Origin of the sequence: Enterobacter sp. CPE_E890 (assembly GCF_046521475.1) — a bacterium.
Taxonomy (GTDB): Bacteria; Pseudomonadota; Gammaproteobacteria; order Enterobacterales; family Enterobacteriaceae; genus Enterobacter; species Enterobacter adelaidei.
Genome location: NZ_JBKFZW010000001.1, coordinates 4,011,731 through 4,029,378, shown reverse-complemented (window position 1 = coordinate 4,029,378; position 17,648 = coordinate 4,011,731). Strand labels below are relative to the sequence as shown.

Annotated in this window: 14 protein-coding genes; 8 read left to right on the top strand and 6 right to left on the bottom strand. The window is 54.2% G+C overall.

Annotation, left to right across the window (positions count from 1 at the left end):
- Positions 1–8 precede the first annotated feature (8 nt).
- The 5 genes from xni to queF form a co-directional block, all read right to left on the bottom strand.
- Positions 9–764, bottom strand: a complete 756-nt coding sequence (gene xni, locus ACLHV9_RS19885) for a flap endonuclease Xni (RefSeq protein ID WP_108091056.1) — start codon at positions 762–764, stop codon at positions 9–11.
- A 112-nt stretch (positions 765–876) separates the two neighbouring features.
- Positions 877–2,244 (bottom strand): L-serine ammonia-lyase, encoded by a 1,368-nt coding sequence (locus tag ACLHV9_RS19880; protein WP_108091055.1) that lies wholly within the window; start codon positions 2,242–2,244, stop codon positions 877–879.
- A 63-nt stretch (positions 2,245–2,307) separates the two neighbouring features.
- Positions 2,308–3,597, bottom strand: coding sequence for an HAAAP family serine/threonine permease (locus ACLHV9_RS19875; RefSeq protein WP_028016894.1), 1,290 nt, complete (start codon positions 3,595–3,597; stop codon positions 2,308–2,310).
- A 514-nt stretch (positions 3,598–4,111) separates the two neighbouring features.
- The gene (gene ppnN, locus ACLHV9_RS19870; protein ID WP_108091054.1) at positions 4,112–5,476 is read right to left on the bottom strand and encodes a nucleotide 5'-monophosphate nucleosidase PpnN; all 1,365 of its coding nucleotides are present in this window, start codon (positions 5,474–5,476) and stop codon (positions 4,112–4,114) included.
- A 116-nt stretch (positions 5,477–5,592) separates the two neighbouring features.
- Positions 5,593–6,435, bottom strand: a complete 843-nt coding sequence (queF, locus tag ACLHV9_RS19865; protein WP_108091053.1) for an NADPH-dependent 7-cyano-7-deazaguanine reductase QueF — start codon at positions 6,433–6,435, stop codon at positions 5,593–5,595.
- A gap of 69 nt (positions 6,436–6,504) precedes the next feature.
- Here queF and syd point away from each other — a divergent pair, with 69 nt between their 5' ends.
- The 8 genes from syd (at position 6,505) to ACLHV9_RS19825 (ending at position 14,818) form a co-directional block, all read left to right on the top strand.
- Positions 6,505–7,050, top strand: a complete 546-nt coding sequence (gene syd, locus ACLHV9_RS19860; protein ID WP_108091052.1) for a SecY-interacting protein — start codon at positions 6,505–6,507, stop codon at positions 7,048–7,050.
- A 630-nt stretch (positions 7,051–7,680) separates the two neighbouring features.
- The gene (locus ACLHV9_RS19855; RefSeq protein WP_028016890.1) at positions 7,681–8,010 is read left to right on the top strand and encodes a YqcC family protein; all 330 of its coding nucleotides are present in this window, start codon (positions 7,681–7,683) and stop codon (positions 8,008–8,010) included.
- The gene (gene truC, locus ACLHV9_RS19850) at positions 8,007–8,783 is read left to right on the top strand and encodes a tRNA pseudouridine(65) synthase TruC (RefSeq protein ID WP_108091051.1); all 777 of its coding nucleotides are present in this window, start codon (positions 8,007–8,009) and stop codon (positions 8,781–8,783) included. The genes ACLHV9_RS19855 and truC overlap by 4 nt, the downstream gene beginning before the upstream one ends.
- 24 nt (positions 8,784–8,807) lie before the next feature.
- Complete coding sequence (locus tag ACLHV9_RS19845; protein WP_028016888.1) at positions 8,808–9,257, top strand: flavodoxin; 450 nt, start codon at positions 8,808–8,810, stop codon at positions 9,255–9,257.
- 295 nt (positions 9,258–9,552) lie between these two features.
- On the top strand, positions 9,553–10,908 hold the full coding sequence (gene gudP / locus ACLHV9_RS19840; protein WP_028016887.1) for a galactarate/glucarate/glycerate transporter GudP: 1,356 nt from the start codon (positions 9,553–9,555) through the stop codon (positions 10,906–10,908).
- A complete protein-coding gene (locus ACLHV9_RS19835) occupies positions 10,908–12,248 on the top strand; it encodes an enolase C-terminal domain-like protein (protein WP_134708027.1) in 1,341 nt (446 codons plus the stop codon). The genes gudP and ACLHV9_RS19835 overlap by 1 nt, the downstream gene beginning before the upstream one ends.
- Positions 12,249–12,263: 15 nt before the next feature.
- Positions 12,264–13,601, top strand: a complete 1,338-nt coding sequence (gene gudD, locus ACLHV9_RS19830) for a glucarate dehydratase (protein ID WP_410376039.1) — start codon at positions 12,264–12,266, stop codon at positions 13,599–13,601.
- A 77-nt stretch (positions 13,602–13,678) separates the two neighbouring features.
- Entirely contained in the window at positions 13,679–14,818 is a 1,140-nt protein-coding gene (locus ACLHV9_RS19825; protein ID WP_028016884.1) for a glycerate kinase, read from the top strand.
- A gap of 43 nt (positions 14,819–14,861) precedes the next feature.
- Here ACLHV9_RS19825 and barA read toward each other — a convergent pair whose 3' ends face one another.
- Positions 14,862–17,621: a two-component sensor histidine kinase BarA gene (barA, locus tag ACLHV9_RS19820; RefSeq protein ID WP_407221002.1), complete on the bottom strand. Its 2,760-nt coding sequence runs from the start codon at positions 17,619–17,621 to the stop codon at positions 14,862–14,864.
- Positions 17,622–17,648: the final 27 nt, after the last annotated feature.

The window sequence follows — 17,648 nt, the reverse complement described above, 5'->3', positions numbered from 1 at the left end:
GAATTGTATTAACGTTCCAGCCTTAACTGCTGCAAATTCCCGTCCAGCTGTAAACTCGTTTGTAGCGTCGCTACATCCCGGCAGATAAAGGCCATCTCTTTGTTTGCTTCAAGCTTCTTGCGCCATTTTTCCGGCACCTCATCCAGCCTGGCGTAAATCCCTTCCAGACTCTGAAAATCCGTTAGCAACTGAGCGGCACTTTTTGGCCCTATACCCGCGACACCCGGCACCTTCGAGCTGCTGATACCCGCCAGCCCCCAGTAATCTGGCAGCTGTTCAGGCGAGACGCCAAACTCACTGGCAATGAAAGGGGCATCAAGCCAGCGTTTCTGGAAGTAATCACGGATGCGGATCGTAGGTGAGAGCAGCTGGCAGTAGCCTTTATCGGTTGAAACAATCGTCGCCTGATGCCCAGCGCTGGCAACTTTAACCGCAAGTGTTGCCGCCAGATCGTCAGCTTCATTGCCATGCGCCCCCCAGCAAGGGACGCCGCGCTGTTCAAAGGCGGCACGAATGGCGGGCATCTCGGCATGCAGATCGTCTGGCATCGGGGCACGTCCGGCCTTGTAATCAGGCAGGCGCTGGTGACGCCAGCCAGTGTTACGCGCTTCGTCGTCAAACACGGCCACAACATGAGTCGGTTCGCTATGGCGGATAAGCTGCTCCAGTGCGTGCAGGCAAGTGTCTTTACAGGGGGTGCCTTGTACCGCATGGATCCGGCGAATCAGGTTGAGTGCGTCGACAATAAGCAAATGAACAGCCACAGAGATTCTCCCTTAAATCTGATGGGTAAAGGGTAACACTGTCGGCAGGATGAAACGAATAGTGTGAGGGGAAACAGGAAGAAGCCTCGCAAAACGAGGCTTCCTGAGAGGCTTAATCGCAGGTAACGATCTTCATCGCCAGACCGCCGCGAGAGGTTTCGCGGTATTTGGCGTTCATATCTTTCCCGGTTTCGTACATGGTTTCGATAACTTTATCGAGACAGACGCGCGGTTCGCTGGTACGACGCAGGGCCATACGTGCAGCGTTCACCGCCTTCACGGAAGCGATCGCGTTACGCTCGATACACGGCACCTGTACCTGTCCGGCAACCGGGTCACAGGTCAGCCCCAGGTTATGTTCCATGCCAATTTCTGCAGCAATGCACACCTGCGTTGGGCTTGCACCCAACAGCTCAGCCAGACCCGCCGCCGCCATAGAGCAAGCCACACCGACTTCACCCTGACAGCCTACTTCCGCACCAGAAATTGACGCGTTCATCTTATACAGGGAACCGATTGCACTGGCGACCAGCAGGTAGCGCGCCAGAGAATTAGCGTTCACTTCGCGGATAAACTTGTCGTAGTACGCGAGCACGGCCGGAACGATACCGCAGGCACCGTTGGTCGGCGCAGTGACCACGCGGCCACCTGCGGCGTTCTCCTCGTTTACTGCCAGCGCGAACATGTTGATCCAGTCCACGACTGCCATTGGATCTGTTGTCGTTTTGTCGGTGCTGACCAACATACGGCGTAGCGCTGCTGCACGACGCGGCACGCGAAGCTTGCCAGGCAGAACGCCTTCGGTGGTGATCCCGCGCTCAATACCGCCGCGCATCACTTCCCAAACATTAGCAAAGTGCTGTTCCAGCTCCGCTTTGCTGTGAAGTGCCAGCTCGTTTTTCATCATCAGGCCGGAGAGGGAAAGTCCTGTCTCCTGGCAGTGACGCTGAAGGTCCGCCGCAGTTTTGTACGGATAAGGCACGTCGACCGAAGAGGTACTGGTTTGACCAAAGTGGTCTTCGTCGACGATAAAACCGCCGCCGATAGAGTAGTAAGTCTGGCTGTATACCGCTTTGTCGCCGGCCAGCGCAGTGATACGCATACCGTTTTCGTGCAGCGACAGGTTGTCAGCATGGAAATTCATGCAGCGATCAACCGGGAATTCCACTTCATGTTCGCCATTTGCCAGCAGCAGGCGACCGTGGGTATTAACGTCCTGGATGAAGCCAGGGATCGCGTCAATATCAACGGTATCCGGCAGGTTTCCCGCCAGGCCCATGATAATGGCGATATCGGTATGGTGGCCTTTCCCGGTCAGGGAAAGAGAACCGTAAACATCAACAACCACGCGGGTTACGTCATGCAGAATGCCGCGTGCAATCAAGTCATCCGTGAACTGCTTACCGGCTTTCATTGGTCCGACGGTGTGAGAGCTGGAAGGACCAATACCGATTTTGAAAATATCGAATACGCTAATCATGATGCGTCCATTGCTTTCAGTCAGAGAGGAAGAATGCGCCGCCCGAGGACGGCGCAGGAGGTATTAGCTGAACAGTGAGAAGAAAATAGCGGAGATGGCAATCAGACCCATCACAACAACGAAGACGTTGCTGATGTGGCCGCTGTATTTACGCATCGCAGGCACTTTCTGAATCGCGTACATCGGCATCAGGAACAGAATCATCGCGATAACCGGGCCACCCAGAGTTTCAATCATGCCCAGGATGCTTGGGTTCAGAGTCGCAACTGCCCAGGTGGTGATCAGCATGAACAGAGCGGTGATTTTGTTCAGCTTGCTGATTTCAATGCTCTTGCCTTTACCGCGCAGAGATTTGATCACCATACCGTTGAAGCCTTCACGCGCGCCCAGGTAGTGACCGAGGAAGGATTTGGTGATGGCGATAATCGCGATGATAGGTGCCATCCACGCAATGACTGGTGCGTTAAAGTGGTTCGCCAGGTAAGACAGAATAGAGATGTTCTGCTCTTTCGCTGCTGCCAGATCCGCCGGGGAGAGGCTCAGTACGCAGCTGAAGACGAAGAACATCACGGTCAGTACCATCATGATGTGTGCACGTGCCAGGATGCTGGAGCATTTCTTCTCTGCACCGTTGCCGTACTCTTCACGCTTCGCCACTGCGAAGGAGGAGATGATTGGGGAGTGGTTGAAGGAGAAGACCATTACCGGAATCGCCAGCCACAGGGTCATCAGCAGGCCGTTACCGGTTGCAGATGCGCTGCTCAGGGACAGGGTTTCCAGTGCTGCACCGTTCCACTGTGGGATCAGGTAGCAAGCCAGTACCATCAGAGCAATCACGAACGGGAAGACCAGTACGCTCATTGCTTTAACAATCATCTGCTCACCGAAGCGCACGATAGTCATCATGCCTACGATCAGAATCAGAGACAGAATTGCACGCGGAGGCGGCGTCATGTGCAGCTGGTGCGTCATGAAGCTTTCAACGGTGTTGGTGATTGCCACGCTGTAAACCAGCAGAATTGGGTAAATCGCGAAGAAGTAGAGCAGGGTAATCAGTTTACCTGCGCCGATACCGAAGTGCTCTTCAACCACTTCAGTGATGTCTTCGCCCGGGTTTTTACCGGACAGCACGAAGCGGGTCAGACCGCGGTGTGCGAAGAAGGTCATCGGGAAAGCAATGATGGCCATGATGATCAGCGGGATCAGACCGCCGACGCCTGCGTTGATAGGAAGGAACAGTACACCAGCGCCGATTGCTGTGCCGTAAAGGCCAAGCATCCACATGGTATCCGTTTTGCGCCAACCACTTCGGGATTCAATCGAAGCAACGGTGCTGGTTTGAGTGGTTTCCATCTGTATCTCCTGGAGGAAGCAAATTGTCAGGTTTTAAGTCAAATCCGATGAAAAAGTGCCTGACGGTAATATGAAATTCGTTCAGTGACGGTTTTTTAATAATTTTCACCCGTAACTATTGGCGGGCGGAAAGATACATTCTCGTTATGAATCTATCAGTGATCGCGATCTCAAATGCAATAATCCACTTATGATGTGGGCATCTTTAGACCATTTATCTGTTAAAAAAACATCAAAGAGAATTTACGGGCGCGAAGGCTACCACTAACGACATGTGAGCTGAAAGACAGGCCCGTGATATAGGTGTCTTTAGCTGTAAAGAAACGGGTTTTTAGTATTTTCTGGCGGGTAATTTGGATTAAGGCTGATAACTTACGGTTGTAAAATCAAGGTAATCGTTTGCGTTCTGGTGTGATTTGTAAAAGATATAAGCGAGCTATATGAATTGCTTCGGTAATAAAAAAGCCGGGACGCGTTGTATGACGACCCGGCTTTAAAGAGAAGACGCTAAGCGTTAAGTGCAGATTTCGTAGCAAGGAATGTAGGCTGAGCCTGGCAGCTTCATGCGGTGTTGGGCGACAAAGCCCTGCAGCATATCGTCCATGCGACGCATCATCTCCCGGTCACCGTGAATTTTGTACGGACCATGTTGTTCAATGGCGCGGATGCCCATCTCTTTCACGTTCCCCGCCACAATCCCGGAGAAGGCACGACGCAGATCGGCAGCCAGGACTTCCACCGGTTGATCCGGGTAGAGTTTCAGGTTCGCCATATTCTCGTGCGTAGGTTCGAATGGGATCTGCAGGTCCGGTGCAATACGAATTGACCAGTTGAAGCTGTAAGCATCGCCGGTATCACGACGATTCTCTTTCACCAGCGGCATCGATTTTTTCATCTGACGAGCCACTTCTGCTGCATCATCAATGATGATGCGATAGTGACGACGCGCGGATTCCCCCAGCGTATGCACGATGAACTCGTCCAGCACGCGGAAGTAGTCGGCGCTCTCTTTTGGTCCGGTCAGGATCAACGGCAGAACCTGATCTTTATTGGCCGGGTTCATCAGAATGCCCAGCAGATAAAGCAACTCTTCCGCTGTCCCCACACCGCCCGGGAAGATGATTATGCCGTGGGCGATACGGACAAACGCCTCAAGACGTTTCTCAATATCCGGCATGATAATCAGCTCATTAACCAGCGGGTTAGGTGGCTCAGCAGCGATGATTGACGGTTCGGTCATACCGATAAATCGCCCCTCTTTGTAACGCTGTTGCGCATGTCCAACCGCGGCACCTTTCATTGGCGCTTCCATTGCCCCTGGGCCACAGCCCGTACAGATATTCAGTTCACGCAGGCCGAGTTGCGTTCCCACCCGACGGGCATAGAGATATTCGGTTTCGTTAATGGAGTGGCCGCCCCAGCAAACGACCATGTTCGGTGCTTCGCCGACGTGCAGGGCACGAGCGTTTCGCAAAATCGAGAACACCAGGTTGGTGATATGAACAGAGCTTTCCAGGTCGAGATGCTGGAAACGGCCTGCGTTGTGGATCTGCCCGTTAACAAACAGGATGTCACGCAGCACGGCAAACAGGTTGGCCTGAAGTGAGCGAATAATGCGCCCGTCGACGAAGGCGTCTTCCGGCGGGTTGATCACTTCCAGTTTCACGCCACGCTCGCGGCGCAGCACGTTGATATCAAAGCTTTCGAAGCGGGACAGCAGTTCTTTACTGTTATCTGTCAGGCTTCCGGAGTTCAGTACGGCAAGTGAACAGTTACGAAACAGTTGATAAAGATCGCTGCTGGCCGTGCGTTTAAGCATGTCCACTTCCAGCTGCGACAACATATCCATTGAGCCAAGCGGGCTAATATGTGTAATCAAGTGAGCTCCTTACGGGACGATTATCGTCTTTCCCTGTTGATTACAATAGCCCTGGCTTATGAGATTTCACAACACTTCGGGCGGAATACCGCCCGCATATTATGAAAATATTTATGTTACTGACGCACCAGACGGCCAGTCGCAGGCACAAAATCGGTATTGGTGCGCCACGGGTTAATATCCAGCCCACCACGTCGGGTATAGCGCGCGTAAACGCTCAGCGTCTCAGGATGGCAGAAACGCTGAATGTCATTAAAGATGCGCTCCACGCATTGCTCGTGGAATTCATTGTGATGACGGAACGACACCAGATAGCGCAGCAGTTTTTCCCGGTCAATTTTCGGGCCACGATACTGGATCTGCACGGAACCCCAGTCCGGCTGATGGGTAATCAGGCAGTTGGACTTCAGCAAATGGCTGACCAGAGTCTCTTCGACCACCTTCCCGCTCGCCGCGTTTTCGAGGTAATCAGTGCTGAATTCGTAGCTGTTCACCTCGATATCCTGATCGTCGATGCAGGTACCGTTGAAGTGGGCAATGGGCTGCCCTTCGAGTTCATCCAGACGATACAATGAAACGCTTACGTTGCCCTGAGCGCAGGCACTTAAATCACGTTCCAGGGTGTGCTGAACGTCGTCCCAGCTATTGAATTTTGTCTGGTTAAAACTGTTGAGATAGAGCTTAAAACTTTTGGACTCAACGAGATTAACGCTGGCGTAATCCAGCTCAACATGGCCCACCGCCACCTGCGGCAAACCGCGAGCGTTAAGCCACGAGAGTTCGTACAGCGTCCAGATATCTCCGCCGACAAACGGCAGTGCATCCGCGTGTAAACCCAGAGGATCGCGATTCAGGCTGCGCGGCACACCCTGCAGCAGGCTTGCATCGTAGGTGTCGCGGTAATCGGTCGATTTACCCAGCGTTAAGCCGGTTAACGCCTGATGATTTTCGTAAGACATGTTTCATAGCCACTTTACAGGTACACTTATGGCCTGAGTTTATCCTGTCTTACAAGAAGAGAGAAATCGGTGGACATCGAAACTGCAAATGCCCTCACTACCTTCACGACCCGTTATTGCGATGCATGGCATGAAAAGCATGACACATGGCCACAAAGTACTGATTTATATGGCGTGCCGTCACCGTGCATTATCTCTTCTCAGGATGATTACGTGATCTGGCAGCCGAAGCCCAATCCCGGTGAGCAAAATGTAAATGCGGTTGAACGGGCAATGGATATTGTGATACAACCTGCCGTTCATGCGTTTTATACCACGCAATTTGCAGGGGATATGCCTGCACGCTTTGCTGATATTACGTTGACCTTGTTGCAGACCTGGAGTGAAGACGATCTGCAGCGTGTTCAGGAAAACCTGATTGGGCATCTGGTCACGCAAAAGCGCCTTAAGCTTTCTCCGACACTCTTTATTGCCACGCTGGATAGCGAACTGGATGTAATATCCGTCTGTAACTTGTCTGGTGAAGTGGTTAAAGAGACAATCGGTACCCGCAATCGCGAAATCCTCGCCCCCTCTCTTGCGGATTTCCTTACACGAATTGAGCCACTGCTGTAATCCTTGATGCTACAGCGCGTGTGAGAGATCTCTTACAAGGTTTGTGAGAGATCGCTGGAACATTCAGTATTACCTTATTTAATTAAGATTAATATTACTCTGTTTTTCAATGGATTACTTGTTCATTGCATGACTTTTAGCGCTTTCTTAAGGCTTACACAACTGACAGGGTGGGTTGTAAGACGAAGCGGAATAGCGGATTCTATCTCCGTCGACAGGACGCCGACACGAGAAACGAACATCAGGATGATGGCGTTTCTTACTCAGGACACGTCAGGATGGCGCTGCAGGAAGGCTTCAGGATGAAGCAAAAGGATAACGCAGGATGTGTAAGGGACACCTCCAGGAAGGAGAATGAGAGCCGGTCAGGATGAGCGGTGGGTCAGGAAGGCCAGGATGTTTCAGGATGAAACAAACATATCAGGACGATATGTGCAGGATGCATCGGTTTACGGATGACCAGGCCTTCGGGCATCAGGAAAAGTTGTCACGGATGAGCAGGGAGCACGAATTGTAGCTGGAATGCTGCGAAACGAACCGGGAGCACTGTTTTTACAGTGCTCCCTTTTTTTATTTCTGCCTTCCGCAATGCTATGCTGCGCGCCGTTCATTTTTTCAGTTGAGGTTACTATGACGCAACACGATCGCGTTCGTGCCCGGTTGCACGCCATCGAAGCCCTTTTGCGCCAACATCAGCTGTGGCAGGAGACTGCACCGCAGCCAGAAGCGTTCGCAAGCACACAGCCATTCTGCCTGGATACGCTGGCACCGTTCGAGTGGCTCCAGTGGGTATTAATTCCGCGTATGCACGCACTGCTGGAAGGCGGTCATCCGCTGCCACAGGCCTTTGCTGTTTCTCCCTATTATGAAATGGCGCTTGAGGCGACGCATCCAGCGCGCGACGTGATGCTGGTCGAACTGGAAAAGCTGGATGCCCTGTTTGCCGGTGAAGATGCATGACGCTTGAGATCCTCTATCAGGATGAGTGGCTGGTGGCGGTGAATAAACCGTCCGGCTGGCTGGTGCACCGAAGCTGGCTGGATCGCGACGAGAAAGTCGTGGTGATGCAAACCGTGCGCGACCAGATTGGCCAGCATGTTTTCACTGCCCATCGTCTCGACAGGCCGACCTCCGGCGTTCTGCTGATGGGGTTGTCCAGCGAGGCAGGCCGCCTGCTGGCGCAGCAGTTCGAACAGCACCGGATCCAGAAACGCTACCACGCGATTGTCCGTGGCTGGCTTACGGAAAGTGCCACACTGGACTATCCGCTGGTGGAGGAGCTGGACAAAATTGCCGATAAATTTGCCCGTGATGACAAAGGCCCGCAGCCCGCGGTGACTGATTATCGCGGCATGGCGACTACCGAAATGCCGGTGGCAACCAGCAAATTTCCGACCACACGCTACAGCCTGGTTGAGCTTCTGCCTAAAACCGGGCGTAAGCACCAGCTGCGACGCCATCTTGCGCACCTGCGCCACCCGATTATTGGCGATAGCAAACACGGCGATCTGCGCCAGAACCGCAGCGCGGCCGAACACTTTGGTTGCCATCGTCTGATGTTGCACGCCAGCGAGCTGAGCCTGACGCACCCGTTTACCGGCGAACCGCTGACTATACGCGCGGGGCTGGACGACGTCTGGATGCAGGCGCTGTCACAGTTTGGCTGGCTGGGACAACTCCCCGAAAATGAAAGGGTTGAGTTTGTATCGGGCAACGTTCAGGATGAACAGTAAACGCATTCAATATGGGAAAATATCATGGCTGAAGTAGGCATTTTTGTCGGCACAATGTACGGCAACTCGCTGCTGGTAGCGGAAGAGGCTGAGGCAATACTCGCCAGCCAGGGCCACAAAGCCACGGTCTATGAAGACCCGGAACTGGCAGACTGGAAAAAGTATCAAGATAAATACATTCTGGTGGTGACCTCCACCACCGGACAGGGCGATCTTCCGGACAGCATCGTGCCGCTTTTCCAGGGAATTAAAGACCAGCTCGGCTATCAGCCGGACGTTCACTACGGCATCATTGCGCTGGGCGATAGCTCTTACGCCAACTTCTGCGGCGGCGGTAAGCAGTTCGATGCTCTCCTGCAAGAGCAAAGCGCCCAACGCGTCGGCGAGATGCTGCTGATTGATGCGGGCGAACACCCTGAGCCTGAAAGCGAGTCGAACCCATGGGTTGAACACTGGGCGACGCTCCTTAAATAGTTCTGTATGCCGGGTAAGGCGTAGACGCCACCCGGCTGTACATCCCGCACCAAACGCCAATTCCGTGAACCACCTTCAACTCCCCTGGGCTAATGCCATAAACAACCTCTCACACCCCCTTCAATACTGTGTTTTTGCACGGTGAGAGACGGTGTCACTCCTTCATATACTTTTCCGGTCACTATAAAACGGCGTCAGGCCGTACCAAAACGACAAAACACAAATCTCATTCTGATTACCCTACCGGTGCTGTACAGAATGAACCAGGCGAAAGCTATGTTTCAGGAGTGCAACAATGAGTACATTAAGCCACGCAGCGAGCAGCGCTGAGAAGCGCACCAATGCCCGCTACTGGATAGTGGTGATGCTGTTTATCGTCACGTCCTTTAACTATGGTGACCGCGCCACGCTGTCGATTGCCGGCTCGGAAATGGCAAAAGACATCGGCCTTGATCCGGTGGGCATGGGTTACGTTTTCTCTGCATTCTCATGGGCCTACGTTATCGGGCAAATTCCTGGCGGCTGGCTGCTGGACCGTTTTGGATCTAAACGCGTCTATTTCTGGTCCATCTTTATCTGGTCGATGTTCACCCTGCTACAGGGGTTCGTCGATATCTTCAGCGGCTTCGGCATTATCGTGGCGCTCTTCACGCTGCGCTTCCTGGTAGGCTTAGCGGAAGCGCCTTCCTTCCCGGGCAACAGCCGCATTGTGGCGGCATGGTTCCCGGCGCAGGAGAGGGGAACGGCGGTAGCGATCTTCAACTCCGCACAGTACTTCGCAACGGTGATCTTCGCGCCCATCATGGGCTGGCTGACGCATGAGGTGGGCTGGTCGCACGTATTCTTCTTCATGGGCGGGCTTGGGATCGTCATCAGCTTCATCTGGCTGAAAGTGATCCACGAACCTAATCAGCATCCCGGTGTGAACAAGAAAGAGCTGGAGTACATTGCCGAAGGCGGAGCGCTGATCAACATGGATCAAAAATCCGCAAAAGCAAAAGTCCCGTTCAGTCAGAAATGGGCACAGATCAAACAGCTTGTCGGCTCGCGGATGATGATCGGGATCTATCTTGGCCAGTATTGCATCAACGCCTTAACTTACTTCTTTATCACCTGGTTCCCGGTTTATCTGGTGCAGGCGCGTGGTATGTCGATTCTGAAAGCGGGGTTTGTCGCCTCTGTTCCGGCAATCTGCGGCTTCGTTGGGGGTGTGCTCGGCGGGGTGATTTCCGACTGGCTGATGCGCCGCACCGGTTCCCTGAACATCGCGCGAAAAACGCCGATTGTGCTCGGCATGCTGCTCTCCATGACCATGGTGTTCTGTAACTACGTAAATACCGAGTGGATGATTATCGGCTTCATGGCGATGGCTTTCTTCGGTAAAGGGATCGGTGCGCTGGGCTGGGCGGTGATGGCAGATACTGCGCCAAAAGAGATCAGTGGTCTGAGCGGCGGTCTGTTCAACATGTTCGGCAACATCTCCGGGATTGTCACCCCCATCGCTATCGGCTACATCGTCGGCACGACGGGCTCTTTCAACGGTGCGCTGATCTACGTGGGTGTGCATGCGCTGGTGGCGGTGCTGAGTTACCTGGTGCTGGTGGGGGATATCAAACGCGTCGAACTTAAACCTGTTGCGGAGCGTGGATGATGACAACGCAATCAAGCCCAATCGTCACTGAGATGAAGGTCATCCCGGTGGCCGGGCAGGACAGTATGCTGCTGAATATTGGCGGCGCACATAACGCCTGGTTTACCCGTAATATCGTTGTGCTGACAGACAGTGCAGGGAATACCGGCGTGGGCGAAGCGCCTGGCGGAGAGGTGATTTATCAGACGCTGGTCGATGCCATACCTCGGGTGGTGGGTCAGGAGATCGCCCGGCTGAATAAGGTGGTCCAGCAGGTACATAAGGGAAATCAGTCGGCAGACTTTGATACCTTCGGAAAAGGGGCGTGGACGTTTGAACTGCGCGTCAATGCTGTCGCCGCTCTGGAAGCCGCCCTGCTTGATTTACTGGGCAAGACCTTGCATGTCCCGGTCTGCGAATTGCTGGGGCCAGGCAAGCAGCGCGATGCGGTGACGGTGCTCGGCTATCTGTTTTATGTTGGCGATCGCAACAAAACCGACCTGCCTTATCTGGCTCACTCGCCGGGCAGCCACGAGTGGTATCACCTGCGTCATCAGGAAGCGCTCTCCGGTGAAAGCGTTGTCCGGCTGGCTGAGGCGGCGCAGGATCGTTACGGTTTTAAAGATTTCAAGCTTAAAGGCGGCGTACTGCCAGGTGAGCAGGAGATTGAAACGGCCCGGGCGCTGAAAAAACGATTCCCGGAGGCGCGTATCACGGTTGATCCGAACGGAGCATGGCTGCTGGATGAAGCGATCAGCTTGTGTAAAGGGCTGGGGAATGTCCTGACCTATGCGGAAGATCCCTGCGGCGCCGAACAGGGATTCTCGGGTCGTGAAGTCATGGCCGAGTTCCGTCGCGCCACCGGGTTGCCAGTCGCCACCAACATGATCGCGACCAACTGGCGTGAAATGGGTCACGCTGTGATGCTGAACGCTGTCGATATTCCGCTGGCTGACCCGCATTTCTGGACGCTTTCAGGTGCAGTACGTGTCGCACAGCTGTGCGATGACTGGGGGCTAACCTGGGGCTGCCACTCCAACAACCACTTTGATATTTCGCTGGCGATGTTTACCCACGTTGGCGCGGCGGTACCGGGTAACCCCACCGCTATCGACACCCACTGGATTTGGCAGGAGGGTGAAGCTCGCCTGACCAAAAATCCGCTTGAGATCAAAAACGGCAAAATTGCTGTGCCGGATGCGCCTGGGCTGGGTGTAGAGCTTGACTGGGATCAGGTTCATAAAGCCCATGAGGCGTATAAAAAACTGCCTGGTGGTGCGCGTAACGACGCAGGACCGATGCAGTACCTTATCCCCGGTTGGACATTTGACCGTAAGCGCCCTGTTTTCGGACGTCACTGATAAAAGGATTGAACGATGAGCACTTTTTCTACCCCCGTAGTCACTTCCATGCAGATCATTCCGGTTGCGGGCCATGACAGCATGCTGATGAACCTGAGTGGTGCGCATGCGCCATTCTTTACCCGCAATATCGTGATTATCAAAGACAACTCCGGTCATACTGGTGTAGGCGAAATTCCGGGTGGGGAGAAGATCCGTACTACGCTGGAAGATGCCATTCCATTAGTTGTCGGTAAAACGCTGGGCGAGTACAAAAATGTGCTGAATACCGTGCGCAATACTTTCGCTGACCGCGATGCGGCTGGACGTGGGCTGCAAACGTTCGATCTGCGTACCACTATCCATGTGGTGACCGGTATCGAAGCGGCAATGCTGGACTTGTTAGGCCAGCACCTGGGCGTTAACGTCGCGTCACTGTTAGGCGATGGCCAGCAGCGCAGCGAAGTGGAAATGCTGGGCTATCTGTTCTTTGTCGGCGACCGCAAGCTGACGCCTCTGCCGTATCAGAGTCAGCCAGATGAACAATGCGACTGGTACCGACTTCGCCACGATGAGGCGATGACTCCGGATGCGGTGGTGCGTCTGGCGGAAGCCGCTTATGAGAAATACGGCTTCAACGATTTCAAACTGAAGGGGGGCGTGCTGGCGGGCGAAGAAGAGGCGGAAGCCATATCTGCGCTGGCGAAACGTTTCCCGCAAGCGCGCGTAACGCTCGATCCGAATGGGGCCTGGTCTCTTGATGAAGCGATCCGCATTGGTAAACAGCTGAAAGGCGTGCTGGCCTATGCGGAAGATCCGTGCGGGTCTGAACAAGGTTTCTCCGGCCGCGAAGTGATGGCGGAATTCCGCCGTGCAACAGGTTTGCCAACGGCAACAAACATGATAGCAACCGACTGGCGCCAGATGGGGCATACGCTTTCTCTGCAATCTGTCGATATTCCGCTGGCTGACCCGCACTTCTGGACGATGCAGGGTTCAGTGCGCGTGGCGCAGATGTGTCATGAGTTTGGCCTGACCTGGGGCTCGCATTCCAACAACCACTTCGATGTGTCGCTGGCAATGTTCACTCACGTTGCCGCTGCTGCACCGGGTACGATCACTGCGATCGACACGCACTGGATCTGGCAGGAAGGCAATCAGCGCCTGACCAAAGAGCCGTTTGAGATCAAAGGGGGCATGGTGCAGGTGCCGTCCACACCGGGGTTAGGTGTTGAGCTGGATATGGATCAGGTTATGAAAGCTCACGAGCTGTATCAGAAACATGGCATGGGTGCGCGCGATGATGCGATGGCGATGCAGTATCTCATCCCGGGCTGGTCATTTGATAATAAACGTCCGTGCATGGTGCGATAAATGTGCAGGGAACGCTCCCATTGCTGGTCATTTGCGTGGTGTATGCTTAACGTAACAACGATGCGTAAGGATGGCTTATGAAAATTGTTATCGCACCGGACTCATATAAGGAAAGTTTGAGTGCGCTTGAGGTTGCGACAGCGATAGAGCGTGGTTTTCGCGAGATCTTCCCCGAGGCAGTTTACGTCAAACTGCCGGTCGCGGACGGTGGCGAAGGGACGGTTGAGGCGATGATTGCCGCAACGCAGGGAAGCATTATGCATGTTCCGGTGACCGGCCCGCTGGGCGAGCACGTGGACGGGTTTTATGGTTTGTCCGGTGATAAGCAGAGTGCCTTTATTGAAATGGCAGCGGCCAGCGGCCTGGAGCTGGTTGCGCCTTCGCAGCGTAACCCTCTGAGAACCACCTCCTGGGGAACAGGTGAGCTTATCCGTCATGCGCTGGATGCGGGCGTTAAGCATATCATTATTGGCATTGGCGGCAGTGCAACCAATGACGGCGGTGCAGGGATGGTGCAGGCGCTGGGCGCTAAATTGCTCGATGCGAGTGAACAGCCTCTTGGGCAGGGCGGGGGCGAGCTGGGAAAACTCGCGCGTATCGACCTGAGCGGGCTGGATAAACGCCTGGCTGAGTGCCGGATTGAGGTGGCCTGTGATGTCACTAATCCGCTCACCGGAAAGGATGGCGCGTCAGCCGTATTTGGTCCGCAAAAGGGGGCCACACCCGAGATGATCGTCACCCTGGACAACGCGCTTGCTCAGTATGCGCGGGTCATTGCCCGGGATCTGGATATCGATGTGTTGAACCTTGCTGGCGGTGGCGCAGCGGGCGGCATGGGGGCAGCACTGTATGCCTTTTGCGGTGCGCAGTTGCGCCAGGGGATTGAGATCGTGACCGATGCGCTACACCTGGCCGACCAGGTAGCCGATGCGGATTTGGTGATCACGGGTGAAGGACGCATCGACAGTCAGACGATCCACGGCAAAGTCCCGGTAGGTGTGGCGAAAGTGGCCAAACGCTTTAACAAACCCGTCATCGGTATTGCGGGGAGTCTGACGGCGGATGTTGGCGTGGTACACGAACACGGCATTGATGCGGTGTTTAGCGTGATCTACACCATCTGCTCACTGGAAGACGCGCTGGAAAATGCCAGTGAAAATGTCCAGATGGCCGCAAGGAATATCGCGGCGGCGCTGAAAATAGGGCAGGCATTTTAGCTGTGATTGCCGGGTAAGGCGAAACCGCCACCCGGCTTTTACCTCAGCTTCCCAGCACTTTCATCGCTTCCCACGTCACATTATCCATCTCATCCAGCAGCTCCAGAAATTCCGGTTCAAGCTCAGATTCCGGCGTACCGGCACGCAGTTGCTGCTCCAGCAACTGGCAGAGATTTTTCAGCCGCGGCACGCCGCTGTATCCACAGCTGCCGTGCAGCTTGTGAATCGCTTCCAGCAGATCGTCCGGGTTTTCACCCACCAGTTGCTCTTCAACCTTATTGCGAATTTCCGGTAGAAACGCGACGAGCATTTGCAGCATTTCGCGCGCTAAGTCGGGTTTTCCTGCTGCCTGACGCAGCGCAAGCTGCCAGTCAAAAGTCGCGTTCTGATTGACGCTAATCTCAACTGGCTCGGCAGATGGCGTGTACGTCCCGCCTGAATGCCCCGGTTTATAGCGTAACAACAGGTTATGAAGTTTCTCTTCGTCGATAGGTTTAGCCAGATAATCATTCATCCCGGCACTCAATAGCTTCTCTTTCTGACCGGCCATCGCATGCGCGGTGACCGCAATCACCGGGGTCTGCTGCTGATGCGGGAGCTGATGGATCAGCTCACAGGCCCGAATGCCATCCATACCCGGCATTTGAATATCCATCAGAATTAAATCGAACTGCATCTGTTTAGCCTGTTCAACCGCCTGCGTGCCACTGGTACACAGTTCAACATGCTGAACCTGGTCTTCAAGCAATACGCCAATGAGCTTCAGGTTGGCCGGGTTATCATCCACGGCCATCACGCTCATCGGCAATTTTTGCTCATTGTCAATTGGAGGCAGAGCATTCTGGCTAAGACGGCAATATTCCGTCAACGCTGGCAGCAGTCTGGTCGCGGTAAGCGGTTTTAGCAGACACGCGGCGGCCCCGTCATTCTTCAACTCTTCTGCATTGAGCTGGGCATGGCAAGGGAGCGCCAGCAGCAGATAGTCGGTCATTGACGCGGCTTTCGCCAGCCGTTCCTGTTGCATGGTCAGTTCGCCGGTGAAAGTGACCGGGATCCCCATCAGCAGAATGTCGTAGTGTTCAACGGCAAGGGCTGAGAAGGTTGGGCTGTAGACCACTTCCAGCGGCGTGGTGCTTAAAATATCGAGCGCACACTGCGCCGCCGCCGCGTTAGGCTCGACGTAGGCCAGACGCTTGCCTTTCAGGCAGTCTGTCACCGGACCATCTGTCAGCACGTTCGGGTTGAGGTCCAGATTAATGTGGAACCAGAAGGTTGACCCCCGGTTCGGCTGGCTGTGGAAAGAGATATCTCCGCCCATCTCATTCACCAGTCTCTGCGTGATCACCAGCCCCAGACCAGTACCGCCATGACGGCGGGAGATACTGGCGTCTGCCTGACGAAACGCCTGGAACAACCGCGACTGATCGCGCTCAGGGATACCGATGCCGGTATCGCGGATCTGCACTTCAATCTGAACCTTGTTATTACTGATAGAACGTTTTTCCACCAGAATGTCGATGTTACCGCTTTCGGTGAACTTAATGGCATTTCCGACAAGGTTAGTAATAACCTGCTGCAGACGTAGCGGGTCGCCAATGACGTTATCCGGCACATCGTTCTTGATGTTAAGTGTCAGCTCCAGCCCTTTATCGTGCGAGGAGTGTGCGAGAAGCGTGACCACTTCATCCAGTGTGCTCCGCAACGGGAACGGGATACTCTCCAGAATAAGCTTGCCTGCTTCCAGCTTGGAGAAGTCCAGCACGTCGTTAATGATCGCTAACAGGTTGTTAGCGGAGCGCTCGATAGTGTGCAGATGGTCGCGCTGAGTCGGGTTAAGCTCGCTTTTCAGCGTCAGGCGGGTAAAGCCGATCACACCATTGAGCGGTGTACGCAGCTCGTGTGACATATTGGCAAGGAATTCAGATTTAATACGTGCCGCTTCCTGCGCACGCTTTTTCGCCAGATCCAGCTCAACGTTCTGAATCTCCATCTGTTCCAGCGTTTCGCGCAGGTCAGACGTGGCCTGGTCAACGTTGTGCTGCATCTCTTCGTGATACGCCGCCAGAGACATCGCCATCGAGTTGATGCCATTTTTCAGCATATCCAGCTCGCCCAGCATAAACCCTTCAACGCGGCTGTCGAGCTGACCCCGGCGAATACGGTCAACCGTGTTGACCATGTTGCGGATGGGCCCCGTCACATCGCGCATCAGACGCCAGCCGAAGATCAGTGCAATACCGATGCAGAACAACATCATCACGCCAGAGATGAAAATTTCTTTGTACTGCTGTAGCCGTACCGACTTGAGATCCAGCTCCAGTGCGACATATCCCAGCATATTATTGCTGGATTTGGCGTCGGATCGCGCAGACTCATCGGGTGAATAACTTTCTGAAATGATCGGCGTGCGCAGGATCATGATATCCCCGCGCCGAAGCACTGTGAGCTGGCGCGGGAACGGTGTGCCGTCAGGGATTTTCAGGGACGCCGGATCGAGATGAAAATTCGAGGTCACAAACAGACGGTTATGTTCGTCGTAAACGGAAATGGCACGAACAATGTCCGAGTGACGACGGTGGAGTACGCTGATTAACTGACCAATGGACTCGCGGTTTTGCAGGTTCATCCCATACTCACTGGACACGGCCAGCGGTTCGATGATGCTGGCGCCAGCACCTTCCAGTTGACGCTGCAAATCGTTATAGCGATGCACCACAAAGAAGATACTCAGCAGCAAACCGATAAGAACGGTGGGGGCGAGGATCAAAATCATCATGCGCGCGCGCAGGCTGTAGTTGGTCATGGCGTTCCGTTATGGGACAATTAAGAT